This window comes from Myxococcales bacterium (genome assembly GCA_016717005.1).
GTDB lineage: Bacteria > Myxococcota_A > Polyangia > Haliangiales > Haliangiaceae > UBA2376.
Window position 1 is genome coordinate 1,305,221 of record JADJUF010000039.1, and the last position, 17,966, is coordinate 1,323,186.

The 17,966-nt window shown below is 73.3% G+C and carries 19 protein-coding genes and 1 pseudogene; 12 read left to right on the plus strand and 8 right to left on the minus strand.

Annotated elements, in window-relative coordinates; all coding sequences use genetic code 11:
* The first annotated feature begins 225 nt into the window (after nt 1–225).
* Nucleotides 226–672, plus strand: a complete 447-nt coding sequence (locus tag IPL61_36485; GenBank protein MBK9036692.1) for a carboxypeptidase regulatory-like domain-containing protein — start codon at nt 226–228, stop codon at nt 670–672.
* Nucleotides 673–746: 74 nt separating this feature from the next.
* Here IPL61_36485 and IPL61_36490 read toward each other — a convergent pair whose 3' ends face one another.
* The 3 genes from IPL61_36490 to IPL61_36500 all read right to left on the minus strand — a co-directional run bounded on the left by IPL61_36490 (nt 747) and on the right by IPL61_36500 (nt 2,532).
* Nucleotides 747–1,064 (minus strand): hypothetical protein, encoded by a 318-nt coding sequence (locus IPL61_36490; protein MBK9036693.1) that lies wholly within the window; start codon nt 1,062–1,064, stop codon nt 747–749.
* A 348-nt stretch (nt 1,065–1,412) separates the two neighbouring features.
* Complete coding sequence (locus tag IPL61_36495; protein MBK9036694.1) at nt 1,413–1,982, minus strand: hypothetical protein; 570 nt, start codon at nt 1,980–1,982, stop codon at nt 1,413–1,415.
* A gap of 124 nt (nt 1,983–2,106) precedes the next feature.
* On the minus strand, nt 2,107–2,532 hold the full coding sequence (locus tag IPL61_36500) for a hypothetical protein (GenBank protein MBK9036695.1): 426 nt from the start codon (nt 2,530–2,532) through the stop codon (nt 2,107–2,109).
* Nucleotides 2,533–2,947: 415 nt separating this feature from the next.
* Between IPL61_36500 and IPL61_36505 the strand changes: the two genes are divergently transcribed.
* Both IPL61_36505 and IPL61_36510 read left to right on the plus strand, forming a co-directional pair.
* Complete coding sequence (locus IPL61_36505) at nt 2,948–3,367, plus strand: hypothetical protein (protein MBK9036696.1); 420 nt, start codon at nt 2,948–2,950, stop codon at nt 3,365–3,367.
* 72 nt (nt 3,368–3,439) lie between these two features.
* A complete protein-coding gene (locus IPL61_36510; GenBank protein ID MBK9036697.1) occupies nt 3,440–4,288 on the plus strand; it encodes a sel1 repeat family protein in 849 nt (282 codons plus the stop codon).
* 186 nt (nt 4,289–4,474) lie between these two features.
* Here the strand turns inward: IPL61_36510 and IPL61_36515 are convergent, their stop codons facing one another.
* Nucleotides 4,475–5,035 (minus strand): helix-turn-helix transcriptional regulator, encoded by a 561-nt coding sequence (locus tag IPL61_36515; protein ID MBK9036698.1) that lies wholly within the window; start codon nt 5,033–5,035, stop codon nt 4,475–4,477.
* 146 nt (nt 5,036–5,181) lie between these two features.
* Here IPL61_36515 and IPL61_36520 point away from each other — a divergent pair, with 146 nt between their 5' ends.
* The 3 genes from IPL61_36520 (at nt 5,182) to IPL61_36530 (ending at nt 7,720) form a co-directional block, all read left to right on the plus strand.
* Nucleotides 5,182–6,462, plus strand: a complete 1,281-nt coding sequence (locus IPL61_36520; GenBank protein MBK9036699.1) for a peptidase M1 — start codon at nt 5,182–5,184, stop codon at nt 6,460–6,462.
* 164 nt (nt 6,463–6,626) lie between these two features.
* Nucleotides 6,627–7,226: a hypothetical protein gene (locus IPL61_36525; GenBank protein MBK9036700.1), complete on the plus strand. Its 600-nt coding sequence runs from the start codon at nt 6,627–6,629 to the stop codon at nt 7,224–7,226.
* Between the two features lie 53 nt (nt 7,227–7,279).
* A complete protein-coding gene (locus IPL61_36530) occupies nt 7,280–7,720 on the plus strand; it encodes a universal stress protein (protein MBK9036701.1) in 441 nt (146 codons plus the stop codon).
* A gap of 112 nt (nt 7,721–7,832) precedes the next feature.
* Here IPL61_36530 and IPL61_36535 read toward each other — a convergent pair whose 3' ends face one another.
* Nucleotides 7,833–8,141 carry a hypothetical protein gene (locus tag IPL61_36535; protein ID MBK9036702.1) on the minus strand — a complete coding sequence of 103 codons (309 nt, stop codon included), beginning with the start codon at nt 8,139–8,141 and terminating at the stop codon, nt 7,833–7,835.
* A gap of 185 nt (nt 8,142–8,326) precedes the next feature.
* Between IPL61_36535 and IPL61_36540 the strand changes: the two are divergent.
* Both IPL61_36540 and IPL61_36545 read left to right on the plus strand, forming a co-directional pair.
* Nucleotides 8,327–8,635, plus strand: a pseudogene (locus IPL61_36540) ((2Fe-2S) ferredoxin domain-containing protein).
* Nucleotides 8,636–8,741: 106 nt separating this feature from the next.
* Nucleotides 8,742–9,335, plus strand: coding sequence for a hypothetical protein (locus tag IPL61_36545; GenBank protein ID MBK9036703.1), 594 nt, complete (start codon nt 8,742–8,744; stop codon nt 9,333–9,335).
* A gap of 229 nt (nt 9,336–9,564) precedes the next feature.
* On the opposite strand, the gene IPL61_36550 is transcribed toward IPL61_36545, so the two are convergent.
* Nucleotides 9,565–9,843, minus strand: a complete 279-nt coding sequence (locus tag IPL61_36550) for a hypothetical protein (protein ID MBK9036704.1) — start codon at nt 9,841–9,843, stop codon at nt 9,565–9,567.
* 104 nt (nt 9,844–9,947) lie between these two features.
* On the opposite strand from IPL61_36550, the gene IPL61_36555 reads away from it, so the two are divergent.
* From IPL61_36555 to IPL61_36570, 4 genes are read left to right on the plus strand one after another with little or no spacing between them, the layout of a single operon-like run.
* On the plus strand, nt 9,948–11,114 hold the full coding sequence (locus tag IPL61_36555) for a hypothetical protein (GenBank protein ID MBK9036705.1): 1,167 nt from the start codon (nt 9,948–9,950) through the stop codon (nt 11,112–11,114).
* The gene (locus IPL61_36560) at nt 11,111–13,069 is read left to right on the plus strand and encodes a peptidoglycan-binding protein (GenBank protein ID MBK9036706.1); all 1,959 of its coding nucleotides are present in this window, start codon (nt 11,111–11,113) and stop codon (nt 13,067–13,069) included. Before IPL61_36555 ends, IPL61_36560 begins: the two co-directional genes overlap by 4 nt.
* Entirely contained in the window at nt 13,066–13,773 is a 708-nt protein-coding gene (locus tag IPL61_36565) for a hypothetical protein (GenBank protein MBK9036707.1), read from the plus strand. The genes IPL61_36560 and IPL61_36565 overlap by 4 nt, the downstream gene beginning before the upstream one ends.
* Nucleotides 13,770–15,176 carry a hypothetical protein gene (locus tag IPL61_36570; GenBank protein MBK9036708.1) on the plus strand — a complete coding sequence of 469 codons (1,407 nt, stop codon included), beginning with the start codon at nt 13,770–13,772 and terminating at the stop codon, nt 15,174–15,176. The genes IPL61_36565 and IPL61_36570 overlap by 4 nt, the downstream gene beginning before the upstream one ends.
* A gap of 450 nt (nt 15,177–15,626) precedes the next feature.
* On the opposite strand, the gene IPL61_36575 is transcribed toward IPL61_36570, so the two are convergent.
* Together IPL61_36575 and IPL61_36580 are read right to left on the minus strand one after the other, a co-directional pair.
* Nucleotides 15,627–15,971: an RNA-binding protein gene (locus IPL61_36575; protein MBK9036709.1), complete on the minus strand. Its 345-nt coding sequence runs from the start codon at nt 15,969–15,971 to the stop codon at nt 15,627–15,629.
* Nucleotides 15,972–16,165: 194 nt separating this feature from the next.
* Nucleotides 16,166–17,845, minus strand: a complete 1,680-nt coding sequence (locus IPL61_36580) for a hypothetical protein (GenBank protein MBK9036710.1) — start codon at nt 17,843–17,845, stop codon at nt 16,166–16,168.
* Nucleotides 17,846–17,966: the final 121 nt, after the last annotated feature.

The window sequence follows — 17,966 nt, forward strand, 5'->3', positions numbered from 1 at the left end:
CCGTTGTCGCACCCTTCGAACTCGGTCATGACCGTGTGCTGGCCGACCGCCAGGCCGACCACGGGCCAGGACCAGTCTGGCGTGGGCCGGCGCTCGTCACGGACTACATGGATGTCGTAGCCTGCGTTGGTGTCGGGGCGGCCGGGAAACCCGAGCCGGCAATGTTCGCTGTCGTCAAGCCAGTACATGCGGTCGAGCGGCATGGCCGTGCTATCCTCTCTCTGCATGCGCGTGCGGCTCTTGCTGGCGCTGGCGGGCAGTTGCAGCGGCCGCGCGACCGCACTCGCACCATCCAAGCCCGCGCTGCCTCTCAGCTGCGAGCGCGCTCCCATGCCAGAACCCACGGCCAACGTGGTGTGGGGCGTCATCACCGACGAACACGGCGCGCCGACCGCTGGTGCCACGGTCGAGGTCACGACGCCAGGAACTCCGCTCAGCCCGCGGCAAGTCTGGGATCGCACAACGACGGCCGCCGATGGCCGCTATCTGCTCTATCTGTTGCCCGGCACGTACACGCTCCACTTCTCCGACGGCACGTCGATGGAGCTGGTCGAGCGCAGCCCGCATTCGATCCACACGATCGAGCGACTCGACGTGCGTTTGGACGGCACACCGCAGGAGCACTGGGTCGACCCCGCGAGGCCGACGTGTCACGATTCCTCCCGCACCTGATCGAAGGCTAGGCCGCTCGACACCACGCGGGAACGCGGCGAGCGCTCGCGCGCCACACCACCGCCCGACGCGCCTCACCTGATGCCAGCGTCCCCGCGCAGCGCGCGATCGCGCACCTCGACGAGCGTGGGCTCGACGCGCTCGAGCAGGCCCGACGAGAGCTGCTCGAACGTCGCCTGATCTCGCGTCTCCTCGGTATACGCGGCGAGCACTTCGATCGCGGGTCCCGCCTCGGTCTCGATCACCGTGTGGCTCACCGAGTCGGCCCACGGCACGGTGCCCGCGACGCGCTCGTCGACGACGTGGCGCCCCGCCGTCAACCGGATCCGGCAGATGCTCGTCCGGCACTCGACCTCGTCGATCGCGACCCCGAGGTCGAGACGATCGAGCAACGCCCCGTAGCGTCGCCGGAGGTCCTCTTCTCGGCGTGGCGAACGCCTCGTTCCTGGGCTCGACGTCGAACATCGCGCGGTGATCGATCCCCCAATAGGAGCCGGCCTGCACCGGATCGTAGGAAGGGCTCGACGGGTCCCGCCACGCCTGCGCCGTGGCGAACGAGACCGACGCTGTCCCACGGGCAGGTGCCACACCGACGCCGCCCGGGGCCGCACGCGCGACGTCCGCAGCCCCCTGCCTTCGTTCGGGCGTCCCCTCGGAGCACCGTCGAGCCTGCCCGATCGCGACACCGACGCAGATCCCCGCGACGAGCGCGCCGACGTTGCGCATCCGGAGCAGCTTCGTCATGGCAACTCCGGCTGGTCCGCCCGCGGCGACTCGACCTTCGTCCGAAGCGCAGGAATGTCGATCGCGCCACGAAACGGCGTGACCGCAGGCCGCCGGCGCGGCACACGCACGACCTGCGCCAGGACCCGCTCGGCACACGTCAGGATCTGCTCAGCCTGCTCCGCATCATCGACGATGTGCGCCCCGGACACGACGATCTCATCGCCCGTGCTGACGACGTCGACGCGATAGCCGAACATCGCGGTCAGCGGCGCCAACGCCAGGCACCCCGACAGCGCACGCCGCCACGCTCCATCGATCGCCGCCATGATCTCGGCGTACTCAAGGTCGGCCTCCTCGCGTGTCACGTCCTGTTCATACCGAGCCCAATCTGCGTTGGCCGGCGCGATCGGCCGGATGGGCCGCAAGACATCGCGGCGAGGTCCATCCGCGGACGCGCGACGCCCACGGTCGCTCGCCGGAGTCGGTGGCGTCGCACCCACGCCTTCGCCCGCGGCCCTCGAGCCCCCACCGAGCGCGAGGCTCAGCGCCAGCCCGGCGGCCAGGCCCACGAAGAACAAGAACAACCACAAGAACCTCATCGACGATTCACGCGCTCACGTTCACCCCTCGCATCGTCGGCAAGGAGGCCGCGTGACGCGAAAGAGGTTGACACAGGGTTCCTCTGACAGGTGCACGTCGCCTGCTTGCTCATGGCGTTACCGGCGCCACTGGGACGAGCTTGTGTTTGCCGTACGTGTAGGTGCCGGGCGCCGTGTAGGTGACGCCTTCGTGGGCCGTCACCGAGGTGGTCCAGGTGCGCGCGAGTTCGCCGAGGTTCCACCAGAACCACGTGCCAGCAGGGAAGCCCTTGACGCAGTACCCCTGGGCCAGGAGCGACCCGTCGGGCGCTACCACCTCCACCGGACCGTCGAAGCGCTGGTCGGTAGCCCGGCAGGCGAGCGCATGGCTACCTTCCGGAGCCCGAACCGATACGCCGCAAAGAGTGATGCCGCTCAGGCATGGGCTGATGGGCGAGCCGGCTGGATCGTGAAGTAGCTTCCCTGGCGCCCACTCGAGTGGCGGCTCAATGCTGCTCCAGAAGTGGCTCAGTGGGCCGGCGAGGGCGCACGTCATCGGGTACTGCTTCGGCGCAGGGTCCGCGCCCGAGCACTCGAAGGTGACCGTGCGCGCGCGCCCTGCGAGCACCGGGCTCGTGGGTGATGTCGCGGCCGGCGTCGTTCCAGCGCAGGCGCACGCAAGGACACACAGGATCGAAACCAGGCAATGGCGTTCGGTCGAAGGACGCGTCAGCGTGCCCCCCACGGGTAGCATCGAGCTGGCGCCGCGCGGTGACCACGCCTCGCCCCACGCCCACGACCGGTTCATGCCCTCGAGCCTGGCACGCGCCGACGCCGACCGCCCCTGACAGCCGCGCACGATCGCGCGCCAGGACGCCGTCGCTGGTTCGCACACCGCGTCGCACGCACCGACGCGCGCCGCCGACGCGCGGCGGCTGGCACCTCGACGGCCCCGACGTTACCTTCGAGCGATGCACCGGTCGCTCGTGACGGTCCTGGTGGCAGCGGCCGCGTGCGGCGCGAGCCCGCCGCCGCCGGCGCCGGTCTACGGCAACACGCCGCCGGCCGGGGGCCAGCCGGTGACGCCGCCGGCCGAGGCCGCGTTGGAGGTCGAGATCACCCGGATGGTAGGCGACTTCGATCGCGCGATCCTGCGGCGCCTGCTGCGCACGCACGCCGAGACCTGTCGCCAGCGCGGTGCCGGCGGCGTCGTCACCCTCGAGCTGATGCTGACCGATCGTCCTGACCGACGCGGCCTGCGCATCGTCTCGGCCGCGGGCGACGCGGCCCTGCGCGGGTGCCTCGGCGAGGTCCTGCCGGCCGCGGCCTGGCCCACCGGCCGGCTCGACGGCGTCGTCACGTTCACCGCCACGGTCCGGGTCGCGCGCTAGCGCGCCGCGCCGTCGCCGACCGCCGCGGCGACGCCGATGACCGACGCGCGCCCGACCGTGTACGCTCGCGCGATGCGCACGCTCGTCGCCATGATGGTCATCGCGGTCGCCGCCTGTGGCGGGCCCCGCCCGCGGCCAGCCCCGACGACCGCGACGGCGCCGCACAGCGCCACGCCGCCTCGCTGCGAGGGCGGCGATCTCGAGGCGTGCGACCGCGCGTGCGCCGCGGGCGACGTCGGCGTGTGCGCGCAGCTCGGGGCGCTCTACGCCACCGCCGAGGGCGACCTGGCCGATCTGCGCGACGTGCCGCGCGCCGCCCCCTACCTGGAGAAGGCCTGCGCCGCCGACGACCTCGCGAGCTGCTACCTCCTGGGCTGGGCGCTCGACGAAGGCACCGAGCTGCCGCCGAACCTGGCGCGCGCGGCCGCGCTCTACCAGCGCGCGTGCACCGGCGAGCTGCCCGAGGCCTGCGGCGCGCTGGGCGGGCTGTACGAGGAGGGCCGCGGCGTCGCGGCGAACGAGGCCCGCGCCGCCGAGCTGTACCGGAGCCCGTGCGACCGCGGCCTCATGGGCTACTGCAACAACCTCGCGCGCATGTACAAGTACGGGCGCGGCGTGGCGCGCGACCTGCCGCGCGCGCGGACGCTGTTCGAGCGCGCGTGCGCCGCCGACGACCAGCTCGCGTGCAACAACCTCGGCGTGCTCTACGAGCAAGGCATCGGCGTCGCGATCGACTACCCCCGCGCCCGCGCGCTCTACCTGCAAGCGTGCGAGGCCGACGAGCCGCGCGGCTGCCACAACCTGGGCGTGCTCGCGAGCTTCGGCCACGGCGAGGCGGTCGACCCGGCGGCGGCCCGCGCCTGGTTCCAGCGCGCGTGCGACGGGGGCCTCGCCGAGAGCTGCACCGCCGCCGCGCCGTGACCGCCGGCCTCGCCGAGCGCTGCGCCGCCGCAGCGCCGTGACCGCCGGCCTCGCCGAGCGCTGCACCGCCGCCGCGCCGTGATCGCCGGCCTCGCCGAGCGCTGCACCGCCGTCGCGCCGTGACCGCCGGCCTCGCCGAGCGCTGCACCACCGCCGCGCCGTGATCGCGCACCCGCGGCGCGCGCGCTACGACGCGATCGGCACGAACGCGATCACGCTGTAGGCCACGGCCTCGTCGCGGCCGGGGTTGTGGTAGCCGTGCCGCTGGTCGCCGCGGAACACGACCAGATCGCCGACCTCGATCCGGAAGGTCTCGCCGGACGCGAACAGCTCGACGGTGCCGCGCTCGCACGCGAGGTACTCGCGGGTGCCGGGCGCGTGCGGCACGCCGGCCATGCGCGCGCCCGCCGGCAGCACCAGCCGCTCGAGATCGAGGCCCGGCAGCGGCTCGGGCAAGAGCTTGCGGATGCGCACGCCGCCCTTGGTCCGGGTCGGCAGCTCGGCGGCGCGCACGTGGCGCACCGGCGCGCGCGGCGACGCGAGCAGCTCGTCGAGCCGCACCTGCAGCGCGTCGGCGACCTTGGTCAAGACCGCGAGCGTCGGGTTGGCCATGCCCGACTCCAGGTGCGACCAGGTCGCGCGTGGGATGCCGGCCAGCGCGGCGATCTGCTGCTGCGACATGCCGCGCGCCTCGCGGATCGCGCGGACGTTGGCGGCGAGGTGATCGCTGGCGGCGCGCTCGGTCATCCGGCGGCGACGATCGCACGGGCGGCGCGGCGCGTCGACGCCACCCCAGCCGCCGGCCACCCGAGGCGCCACCGGCCGCGAGACGCCCGCAACCGCTCGAGATCTGTAGGGTCGGCCCTGGCAGGGGGCTTGCTGTTCTCAGGGGGATGCGCCGCTGGTTGCTCGCCCTGTCGCTCGTCGCCACCGCCTGCGCCGCCGACGACCTGGTCGACGACCCCGGCGACGACACCTGGCTCGACGGCAAGGGCGACGGCGCCTCGGCGGTCAACGTCGCCGCCACCGACCTCGACGTCGACCTCGCCGACCGCCGCGCGGTCGCGACGATCACGCTCGAGAAGTACGGCAACGTCGCGCTCGAGGTCGGCGGGCTGACGATCGACGACGTCACCGACAACCGCGGCCACCGGCGCTACAAGATCGTCGGCGGCGCGCTGAGGGTCAGCAACGTGCGCGGCCCGCTGGTCGTGCGCTACCGCTTCGCCGAGCACGACGCCGCCGACGGCCTCTTGCCGGGCGGCTCGACGGTGGTGTGGCCGTACTTCTGCGGCAACCTGTTCCCGTGCCACTCGCAGCCCGCCGACGGCACGCGCTTCTCGCTCACCCTCGACGGCGTGCCCGCCGGCAAGCAGGCGATCTACCCCGAGGAGATCACCGCGGACGCGCCGCCGTACATGCTGGCGTGGGCCGTCGGCGCGTACACGCGCACCGACCTCGGCGCGACCGCCGCCGGCACCAAGGTCGCGATGTACACGCTGCCCGGCGGGCTCACCGCGGGCCGCGCCGGCACCAAGCACCTGCGCGCGGTCTTCGACTGGTACGAGCGCGTGCTCGGCCCCTACGCGTTCGGCCGCGACGTCGCGTCGGTGTCGGTGGTCTGGGGCGAGGGCCTGTACGGCGGCATGGAGCACCACCCGTACTGGCACGTCGCCAAGGACGCGATGAGCGACGAGGTCACCCACGCCCACGAGGCCGCCCACGGCTGGTTCGGCGACGGCGTCCGCCTGCGCTGCTGGGAGGACTTCGTCCTGTCCGAGGGCACCGTCAGCTACCTCGCGGCGCGCGCGCTCGCGGTCACCGGCGGCGCCGCGCTCGAGCGCGACGTCTGGGCCGAGTACCAGGACGAGCTCGACCTTGCGATCGCCACCGGCGGCGCGCCGGCGTGGCCGACCGGCTGCAACCGCATCGACATCATCAAGGACGACCTGTTCACGAACCTGCCGTACATGCAGGGCGCGTTCTTCTACAAGGACGTCGCGGCCGCGGTCGGCGTCGACGTGCTCGACGGCGTGATCGGCCGCTTCTACCGCGCGCACAAGAACCAGGCGGCGTCGATGCAGGACATGGTCGACGCGATCAAGGCCGACACCGGCTTCGATCCGACGCCGATCGCCAACGCCCGGCTGCGCGCGACCTTCGGCCCGCACTGACGGCGCTGGGACAGCCCGCCGATGCTGGCGACCTCCCGCCTGCAGACTGACGCACGCGCGCGACGCCGCGGTCGCGCTGTGGCGTCTGCGCCACGCCGACCACGACGCAACCATCTACAATCATTGCCATCGGCGGTGGAACGCCGCTTGCGACACCGCCCGCGATGCGCCTCGCGCCGCCGCTCACCCTCGCTGTGCTCGCCCTGATCGCCCTCGCGCCCGCCACCGCCCACGCCAGCGGCGGCGCGCTCCCGCCGCTGGAGCTGGAGCTCGGCCAGGCCTCGATCGCCACGCCCCAGGGCGAGGTCGCCGCGACCGAGGTGCTGGTCGGCCTGAGCTTCGCGTCGCTGTACCCGCGGCCGACGCCGATCGACGTCAGCGTCGGCTGGGTCGGCACCTTCGTGCCGGCGCCCGCGACGGCGGAGGCGGCGCGCATGACCTCGACTGCGCCGCCGGCCGACACCAGCGGCGGGTTCCTGGCGCTCGAGGCCCGCGCCGCCGAGGGCGCCCACTGGCGGGCGTGGATCGGCGGCCGCGCCGAGCTGCTGTCGACCGAGGACACCCGCGCGCTCGGCGCGTTCGGCCGGGTGTCGGTCGAGCTGTGGCGCCCGGTCGTGGCGACCGGCAACGGCGGCGGGATCGTCGGCACGCTCGCGATCGCGGCGTGGGCCGAGATCGGGATGCGCGAGCGCGTCGGCGGCGGCCTCGGGAGCGTCGTCGCGGGCGGCCTCGGCGTCCGCCTGCCGCTCGTCGCCGCGCGCTGACCCCAGCGCACGCGCCGTTCTGCGTCGGCCCGTTCCATGCAGTAGTCTGGGGCATGCGCATCCATCGGATCCTGCTCGCCACCGATTTCTCCACGCAGGCGCGGCACGCCCTGGACTATGCGGCCGAGCTTTCCGCGCGGTTGCAGGTGCCGCTGCTCATGGTCTCGGCCTTCCAGATCCCGATGTACCCGCTGCCCGAGGGCGCATTCGTTGCGGGCGGCCCGGCGATCGCCGAGATCCTTGAGCGCGTCAGCCGCGACCTGGCCGCCGAGAAGAAGATCGCCATCGAGCGCGGCGCCCACGACGTCGACACCCTGGTCGTCGAAGGTGCGCCCGCGCACGAGCTCGTGCGGGTCGCCAAGGAGCACAAGGCCGACCTGATCGTGATCGGCTCCCACGGCCGCGGCGGGCTGTCGCGCGCCATCCTCGGCTCGGTCGCTGACCGCGTCATGCGCACCGCGCACTGCCCGGTCATGGTCGTCGCGCACAGCTGAGTCCCGGAGGGCCTGTCGCCAGGCCCAGGCAGGTGCAGGGGCTCCCGCTCGCCGGGACGGGCCCCGCGCGCCTCCGCAGCAACGCTTGCGCACCGAGCGGGCCCTCGCGCAATCACTGCGCGAGGGCGTCGCATGTCGCGAAGGCCTCGTCGACGCACTCGCGGCGCCGCTCGCACGGGCCGAGCAGGCACGCGGTCGCGCGGGCCAGCACCGGGTCCGCGACCTGACGCCAGTCGGGGTCGTCGCAGTCGAGGCGCTCCGGACACCGCGGGCCCTCGCGACACGCCCACTGGAAGCCGGTGTACGCCGGCCCCGGATCGCGCTCATCCGCGCGCGCGTCGCGCCGACACTCCTCGGGCGCGGGCCGCTCGACACACGCGCCGCCCACGAGCGCCACCACCAGGCCCCCAGCCCACACCATCCTCAGCATCCCGCGCCAGTTTGCACGCCACGCGCCAGCGGCAACCACGCGATCCGCCGCGCGCGCGTGTCCGGTTTGTCCGATAACCGGACAGATCGTCCGGCCCTCGGCCGCGGCCCGGACGCCCGCGACCGTCCGGGCCCGCCCACGAGGCCGCGACCGCCGCTGTGTTACGCTGCCCGTGGATGCCTCACCTCGACCGCCACGTGTTCGTGTGCATCAACGAGCGCGGCGCCGACCATCCGCGCGGCTGCTGCAAGGCCAAGGGCGGCAACGAGGTGCGCGACGCGCTCAAGAAGGAGCTCACCGCGCGCGGCCTGGGCAAGGCGATCCGCGCCAACAACGCCGGCTGCCTCGACCAGTGCGAGCACGGCGTCGCGATCGTCGTCTACCCGGAGCAGGTCTGGTACGGCGGCGTCACCGTCGCCGACGTCGACGAGATCGTCGAGCAGCACCTGATCGGCGGCCAGCCGGTCGCGCGGCTGCTCATCCCCGAGCCGCCGCCCGCCGTGCCGCCCGCCGCCGAGCCGCCGCCCGCCGTGCCGCCCGCCGCCGAGCCGCCGCCCGCCGTGCCGGCCGCCGCCGAGCCTGCCGCCTGAGATGCGCGCGGCCGCGGTCCTGCTGGCCCTGACGCTGGCGCTCACGCCGACGCGGGCGCGCGCCGACGACGACAAGCCGATCCGCCCCGATCCCCGCGCGGTCGCCGCGGCGCGCGAGGCCAACCTCGAGCCCGAGAGCGCGCGCGAGGGCTTCGCGATCGGCATCGCGGTCGGGCCCGCGATCCAGCTCGGGTACGGCGTCGGCAACGCCACCGGCGGCGGCGGCGGCTTCGACCTGCGCCTGGGCTCGGTCGCGTCGAAGCGCTGGGTCTGGCTGCTCGAGCTCGCCGCCACCGCGTTCCCCCACGACGGCACCGCCAACCAGAGCGCCGTGGTCACGTTCGGCGGCCAGCTCTACGTGCACGACGCGTTCTGGCTGCGCGGCGGCGCCGGCTTCGCGTCGTTCACCCGCCGCGACGCGATGGACGCCCAGACCGAGCAGTTCGGCGGGCTCGGCGGCAGCGGCGCCGCCGGCTTCGACCTCGTGCGCCGCGGCGGCCTGGCGATGTCGGCCGAGGGCATGAGCACGGTCGCGCTCTACAGCGGCGCGCTGGTCGTCGGCGTGTCGCTGCAGCTCGGCCTGTCCTGGTACTGAGTTCCAGAGGGTTCGTCGCCGAACCCTCCCCCATCGGGGGCAAGCCCCGATGAGGGCCCCCACCCAGGACGCGAAACTCCCGGCGCGTCGACCGGTGCTCGACCGGAAAGAGTTACAAGCTCTGAGAGCCGGAGCATCCCGGGGCCCGCGCCGTGACCCCGGGGGCCGGACCTACGCCGCCGGGCGATTCTTGCTCAGGCTGTGAGCTGATCCGCGGGCTCCGCGGCCGTCAGGGCCCGTCGAGCGCGACGTGCTCGATCGCGCCGCCGGCGCGGTGCACGTCGACGCCCGCGCCGTCGGCCGAGAGCGTCACGTCGACGACGCAGCCGCCGCTGGCGCCAGCCCAGCCCACGCCGTCGTAGCGGGCGGAGGACTCGTCGGTGAACGAGCGGACCGTCGCGCCGGTCTGGCGATCGATCACGTCCCAGCTGATCGTGATCTCCAGCTCGAACAACCCGCCGGCGTGGTGCTCGTGGCGGCGGACCTCGAACCGGGATGTGGCTGACATCGCGCGACCGTACAACGGACGCCTCACCCCCGCGGGGTGACCCGTCGGGTGCGACGACTTTCGGCTGTCACACCCGCCTGGATCGAGACTCTACTCCTGTGGCGATGCTCGGGTTGCTGCAGCTGTTCCAGCGCGACGTGCGCGAGGCCGAGGCCGAGGCCGACCGGATCTACGAGCCGGTGATCGGCGTCGTCACCAGCATCGACGACCCCGCCAAGCTGTGCCGGGTGCGGGTCCGGTTCCCGTGCCTGTCGATGTCGGACGCGTCGTGGTGGGCGACCGTGGTCAGCCCCGGCGCCGGCAAGGACCGCGGCTGGTTCACGCTGCCCGAGGTCGACGACGAGGTGCTGTGCATGTTCGAGCACGGCGACATCTCGCGCCCGGTGATCCTGGGCGCGCTCTGGAACGGCAAGGACAAGCCGGCCGACAAGAACGACGGCGCCAACGAGCGCCGGACGATCGTGTCCAAGACCGGCTCGAAGCTGACGTTCGACGACAAGGAGAAGGAGCTGACGATCACCGACGGCGGCGGGGTCGGCTCGATCAAGATGTCGAAGGACGGCGTCGTGTTCACCGCCAGCCAGGGCGACGTCGCGCTGCAGTGCCAGAGCGCGCTGGACATCTGCGCCGGTGAGATCGAGGTCAAGGGCACGACCGTGGGGCTGTACGGGAAGTCGTCGGGCGTCGACGCGTCCTCGACGGCGACCTTCACGATCAAGGGCAACGCGGTGGCCCTCAAGGGCTCGACGATCGACATCAACCCCGGCGGCGTGCCCAAGGCCGCGAAGTGCGACGGGCAGGTGTCGGGCGACGGCGAGGATCCGGGCACCAACGGCGGCGCCGGCTCCGGCGCGGGCGGTGGCGCGGCCGGGGGCGGCGCGGGCGGCGCAGGCGGCGCGGGCGGTGGGGCTGGGGGCGGCAACGGCAACGGCGGCGGCGGCGACGGCGGCGGCGGCGACAACGGCGGCGGCGGCCCGACGCCAGGTGGCAACACGCCGGTGGAGGATCGCCCGCCGCTCGACGTCCACCAGATCGAGATCGCGGTGGTCAACGCGCTCGATCAACCCGCCGTCGGCGTCTACTACCAGCTGGTCCAGCCCGACGGCCGCACCCGCACCGGGACCACCGACGGCGATGGCATGATCAAGATCGACGACATCGAGCAGCCCGGCGACTGCACGCTGACCTTCCCCGACGTCGACCAGCAGGTGCCGGAGGGCGACACGCCGCCGCCGGCCGCCCCCGGCGCCACCGAGGCGACCACCGCATGAGCGACCACGAGTACCAGCGCGCGCCGCTCACCCTCGCGACCGGCGACCGTCACAGGGTCAAGCTGCCGCCGCGGGTCATGCGCGGCCGCCTGACCGGCTTCCTGTTCGACACCAACAAGACCTTCATCCTGCCCGCGGCGCTGACCGGCATCCGCGGCCTCGCCAGCTTCTACGCGGCCCACCCTGGCCTCAAGGTCCTGGTCACCGGCCACACCGACACCGTCGGCCCCGGCGGCGCCAACCTGAGCCTGTCCGACGAGCGCGCCGGCGCGGTCGCCGCGTTCCTGGTCGATGACGTCGACGCCTGGCTCAAGCACTACGCCGGCACCCCGGGCTCCTCGGCCTGGGGCACGCGCGAGGATCAGCACATGCTCACCGCCCTGCCCGACGGCGGCCCGCCCTACTACGCCGGCCCGGTGCACGGCCAGCTCGACGCCGCCACCCAGGACGCCGTCCGGCGCTTCCAGACCGATCGCGGCCTCGCCGTCGACGGCGCGCCCGGCCCCGCGACCCGCCGCGCGCTCGTCACCGACTACATGAGCATCGACGGCACCTCGCTGCCCGCCGGCACCGACGTCGCGCGGCACGGCTGCGGCGAGCACCACAACGCCGTGCCCACGCCCGACGAGACCGACGAGCAGGCCAACCGCCGCGTCGAGGTGTTCTTCTTCGAGGGTCCGGTCGAGGCCCCCGCCCCAGCCCCGCTGCCCCGCGCCCGGCTGCCCCGAGTACCCCGAGTGGCTCCGCCGCACGATCCTCACGATCGACTTCACCGACGAGCCCGCGGTGATCACCGACGCGTTCTGGGAGAGCCTCGACGACGCGCCCGGCACCGAGGTCACGGTCGCGATCCACGATCACGCCCGGCGCCCGTGCGCGAACCGCGCGGTCACGATCGTCGCGGGGCCACGCCGCATCTTCGCCGCGAGCGACGGCCAGGGCCGGGTGACCGTCCGGGTCCCCGACGGGACCGAGCGGCTGACGCTGCGCTACGTGCCGACCGACGACGCCACGCTGATCGAGGCGACGGTCGAGCTCAGCCTGCCGCCGCCCGGGGGCGAAGCCGGGGCGCGGGCGCGCCTCGCCAACCTCGGCTACGACGTCGGCGACCTGCCGTGGGCGGTGACGCGCTTCCAGCTCAACTTCGGCCTGCCGCCGACCGGCACGCTCGACGCGTCCACCCAGACCAAGCTCACGGCCGTCCACGATGGCGGTGCCGGATGAGCATCCAGACCTACGCCGCGCTGGCGCCGACCGACCACACCGCGTCGGTCATCTTCGCGCTCGCGACGCCGACCGACACGCCGGTGATGCGCCAGGCCCGGCAGTGGGTCGACGCGCTGGTGGCGGCCGCGCCGGACAGCAGCGTCGCCTTCGAGTTCGGCCGCAACCTGTCGTTCGTCGACCAGCTCGAACAGGCGATGATCAAGGTCCACAAGGCGACCATGCCCGTCGCGGTCCAGGACGCGACGTTCGGCGGCGTGCGCGGCCACGTCCTGGTGATCATCGCGCCGCCGATCGTCGGCCCGGGATCCGGAATCCGGGCGTTCACCGGCGCCAAGGGCGTCGAGCTGACGATCACCGCCGCGCAGGTGACCGCGGCCGCTGGGCCGACCAAGCTCGAGCACGACGCCGACGCGCTGGCGCTGTGGATCGCCCTGCTCACCGCCGGCAAGTTCCTGTCGGTCTGCCTCGTGCCCACCGCCGCGGGCAGCCCGCTCGACGAGTTCGCCAAGGCCCTGAGCAAGCGCACGCAATGCCTGGTCTACGGTTCGAACACGCCGCTCGAGTTCACGACCGACGCCGCTGGCGCCGTCACCGGTGCGCGGGTCGGCGCCGCCACCTCCGTGGCCACCGGCAAGACCTACGTCGCGCACGACGCGGTCACGCTCGCCGCGAAGGCGGACACGTTCTTGCCGGGCGCCGAGTTCTTCTACTGGCCGGGGTCGCCGTGACGCGGGTGGTGAGCGTCACCGCCGGCCGGAAGGTGCGGCTGGTCGCGACCGTGACTGGGGGCGACGGCCGCCCGGCGAAGTTCCGGGTCGCCGTGGTCGACGGCGAGGGCGTCGCCGACCTCGAGGGCGTCGTCGCCGACGGCCGCGCCACGGCCGAGTGGGTGGTCGACCTCCACGACCGCGCGCTCCCCGCCGACGTGCGCTACCAGGTGTTCGTCGACGGCGCGGAGTCGACGCAGTCGGTGCCGCTGCGGGTCGACCCGCCGGGCGCGCTGGGCACGCCAGCCTGGCTGATCGAGCGCACCGGCGACGGGGAGCCCGGGCCGCTCGCCGTGGTCGACGACGTCGACGTGGCCGCGGTGCTGGCCCAGCCCCACGCTCGCAACGTGCCGTTCACGGTCGGCGACTCCCTGCTGATGCGGGTCGAGGTCGCCGACGAGCTGGGCCAGCCGCTCGCCGGCGACTTCGAGCTGGTGTTCGCGCTGCAGAAGCGCATCTCCGACGGCGGCGCGGCCTTCCGCACCGTCACCGAGTTGACGGCCGCGGTCTCGGCGCCCGGCGGCAAGGACCACGTCGTCGTGCGCTGGGTCGCGCAACGGCTCGATCAGCCGCCGCCGCTCGACTTCCGCTTCGTCGCGTGGTGGCGCCGCAAGCCCAACGCCCAGCCCGAGCACGGGGCGCCGCACCCGGTGGAGTCGCCATGACCGTCGTCTGGGAGAAGGAGTACCTGATCAAGCTGACCGAGGAGGGCCTGCCCGGCGCGCCGGTGACCGCCGCCGCGTCCGAGGCCAGCCGCCGGTGGCGTGGCAACGAGGTGATCCTGACCTTCGACGACGGCGCCGAGCGCTCGAACCTGGTCCGGCCCGACGGCACGGCGCTGATCGTCAACCCGGTGCTCGATCGGACGCTGACCAAGCTGCGCGTGCGCCGGCTCGGCCCGGACGCGATGCCGGGCGAGTGGATCGTCACGCCCAAGCAATCGCTGGGGTCGCTCAAGCCCGGGGGCACGCTCGACGTGTCGATCCGGGCCCGCCTGCGCCACTCGGCGTGGCTCGCGATCTCGTCGTTGTCGCTCGGCGCCAAGCTGATCAAGGCCAACACGATCCCCGAGATGAAGATCGCCACCGGCGTGCTCGACGCGATGGCGCCCCACCTCGACGATCTGTCGGCGCTGGAGACCGTGACCGTCGGCGACCCTCGGTCGGCGGATCCGACCAAGCAGGTGCGCTGGCACGCCGGCTTCCTGCAGGGCTTCCAGAACTTCCCGAACAAGGGCGATCCCAAGGCCAACGACCCGCACTACCGCGACAACGCGTGCGTCGCGTTCTGCAAGACCCTGCTGGACGAGGCCCACGCCCGCGGCCTGCAGGTCCTCGCCGGCTACGAGATCGTCGGGACCAAGGACAAGAACACCGCCGAGGGCGAGGCCTTCAAGGCCTGGATCCACAAGGCGTCGCCGGCGGAGGTGCGCGCGCACGCCGACGCGATCTACGACTTCATCTGGGTGAAGCGTCAGCTCGACTTCGACGGGCTCGGCTTCGATCTCGAGATCGCCGGACTCGCGCCGCCGGTCGAGAACATGCGCGTGCTGGTCCATCGCATGGCGGAGCTGCTCGCACCCGACAACCGGATCGTCACCTACGCGACGGCCACGTTCACGACCGACGGCGAGACCTCGAAGGAGGCGTCGCACCTCCGCACCCAGCCGTTCTGGCTCGCGCGGGATCTGCCGAACATCATCGCCCGCCCGATGGGCTACGACGGCGGCGAGCGCTACCACGCCGAGTCGATCGCGTGCGCGCTCGAGCAGGTGAAGCTCCACCCGTCGCAGTACCAGATGGGCATCAAGCTGCACCAGAACCCGATGCCCGGGCTGTCGGGCAACCTGAGCGACGCCGAGGTCGCGCGCCGCTGCAAGGAGATCTACGTCCCCAACCGGGTCGGGCTGATCGGGTTCGCGCTCAAGCAGAACGACAACTTCAACGTCCCCGCGGCGACCTCGCCGATCGGGGTGCAGAGCTTCTTTCCGCACCTGAATCCCGGCTTGACCCGCGTCGCGACCAGCGGCCAGCCGCTGCAGTGCCCGCTGCGGACGACCAAGACCTGACCGCGACCACCCGCCGCCGCCGTCGCCACCGCCGCCCGAAACGACGATCCGCCGACGACGCAGGTGATCGGCCGCCGCCGCCGTCGCCGCCGCCGCCCGAAACGACGATCCGCCGACCACGCAGGTGATCGACCCGCCGCCGCCGCCACCGCCGCCGCCCGAAACGACGATCCGCCGACCACGCAGGTGATCGACCCGCCGCCGCCGTCGCCCGCGCCGCCCGAAACGACGAACCGCCGACCACTCACGTGATCGGCGGTCATCGGTGACGCCGCGCTGGACCGGATGACGGCCGGCGCGGACGCCGCGGGTTGGCTAGTAGCGACCGCCGCCGCCGCCGCCGTCGCCGCGCCGCCCGAAACGACGAACCGCCGACCACTCACGTGATCGGCGGTCATCGGTGACGCCGCGCTGGACCGGTTGACGGCCGGCGCGGACGCCGCGGGTTGGCTAGTAGCGACCGCCGCCGCCGCCGCCGCCGCGACCGCCGCGACCACCGCCGCCGCCGCCGTAGCCGCCGCCGCCGCCGCCGCCGCCGCCGCGGGGCGACCGCTCCTCAGCCTCGTTGACGCGGAGCGGCCGACCGTCGAGCATCTTGCCGTTCATCTCGCTGATGGCCTTGGTGGCCTCGGCCGGCGAGCCCATCGTCACGAACGCGAAGCCGCGCGGGCGGCCGGTCTCGCGGTCCATGACGACGTGGACGTCGGTCACTTCGCCGAGCGCCGAGAACTCTTCGCGGATGGTGTCGCCGGAGGTGTTGAAGGAAAGGTTGCCTACGTACAGTCGGGTGCTCATGGGTCTCTCATCTCATCAGTGAACGTGGCCGCGTCGATGGATACCGGCGCGGACTTCGAACAGGTCGCGATGTCGCGACCGGCGCACTAGAGCAGATCCCGTCGTGCCGCGCCATCGGGAAGCGCACGCCCCGTACGATCGTGGCCGCTGGCCCCCAGATCGAAGGATCTGTCGCTCGCGCTCGAGAAACAGGGCTAGAGCGCCCGTTCGATGGCGTTGTGGAGCGTCTCCAGGGTCTTGATCCGGGCGAACTGCTTGCTGTTGCTCTCGACGAGGGTCCACGGGGCGTGCTCGGTCGAGGTCCGCTCGACCAGGTCGTTGACCGCGCCCTCGTAGGCGTCCCAGCGGGCCCGGTTGCGCCAGTCGTCGTCCGTGATCTTGAAGCGCTTGTAGCTGGTGGCGGCGCGCTCCTCGAACCGACGCAACTGCTCGTCCTTGCTGATCTGTAGCCAGAACTTCACCAGCACGATGCCGTGGCCGACCAGCTGCTCCTCGAAGTCGTTGATCTCGGCGTAGGCGCGCATCCAGGCGGCCGGCGGGCACAGGTCCTCGACCCGCTCGACCAGGACCCGCCCGTACCACGAGCGGTCGAAGATCGTCAGGTTGCCGCCCCGGGGCAGGTGGCGCCAGAACCGCCACAGGTATGGGTGCTGGCGCTCCTCCTCGCTCGGCGCGGCGATCGGGACGATCCGGTACATGCGCGCGTCGAGCGCCTGGGTCACCCGGCGGATGTTGCCGCCCTTGCCGGCGGCGTCGACGCCCTCGTAGACCACGACCGTCGACCGGCCGGCCTTGGCGGCCTTGCGGCAGATCAGGTTGAGCGCGCCCTGGCACTCCTCGAGGCGCCGCTCGTAGGTGTCGTCGTCGAGCGTCTGGGTCAGGTCGAGCGTCGACACGATCGTCCGGGGGCGCTCCGGCGCGGTCGGCGCGGTCACGTCGGGCGCGGTCGGCGCGGTCACGTCGGGCGCGGTCGGCGCGACGGTCACGTCGGGCGCGGTCACGTCGAGCGCGGTCGGCGCGGCGGGCGTCGCGGCCACCTCGGGCGCGGTCGTCGGGGCGAGCGCCGCGGGCGCGGTCGTCGCGGCCGCCTCGGCCACCTCGGGCGCCGTCGTCGCGGTCACCTCGGGCGCCGTCGTCGGGGCGGCCGTCGGCGCAGGCCGGCCCCGGACCGCGAGTTGCGCCCGCAGCCGCGCCAGCACCATCCGGCCCACGGTCAGGGTCTGGAACCGCCGGTCGAAGCCCTCGACGATCGTCCACGGCGCGTCGCCGGTCGAGGTCCGGCGCAGCGCGTGGGCCGAGATGCGCGCGAACCGGTCGTACATGCCGAAGTGCTCCCAGTCGGCCTCGGTGACCCGCCACCGCGTGCGCGGATCCTTGGCCAGGGTCTTGAGGCGCTTGCGCTGGCGGTCCTTGGACAGGTGCATCCAGAACTTGATCAGCACCGCGCCGTCGTCGACGAGCAGGCGCTCGAACGCCGCGACCTCGGCCAGCTGGCGCTCCATCTCGGCGGTCTTGATGCGCTTGTAGGCGCGCTCGACGATCGGCGCCGAGTGCCAGCCGCCGAAGAAGATGCCGATCTTCCCCCGCGGCGGCAGCGCGCGCCAGAACCGCCAGTAGCGCGGGCGGCCGCGCTCCTCGTCGGTGGCCGGCCCCAGCGCGAACGTCTCGATGTAGCGCGGGTCCATCCACTCGAGCAGGGTGTTGACGGTCTCGCCCTTGCCGGCGCCGTCGACGCCGCCGATCACGATGATCACCGGGAAGTCGGCCCGGCGGAGCTCTTGCTGGGCCTCGAGCAGCTCGGCGCGCAGGATCGCGACCTCGCGCTCGTAGAGCTCCTTGTCGACCGTCTGACCCAGCTCGGCGGCTTCGAACATGGGGCGATCGTAGCGCCGGCCCCGGGGTCGGCGCCCCCCGCGCGGGGGCCAAGTTGTCGCGGGTCGCGCGCCAGCGCTCACGCGAGCGCGCGGCGCAGCACCGCGGGTCACCGCCGGCGAG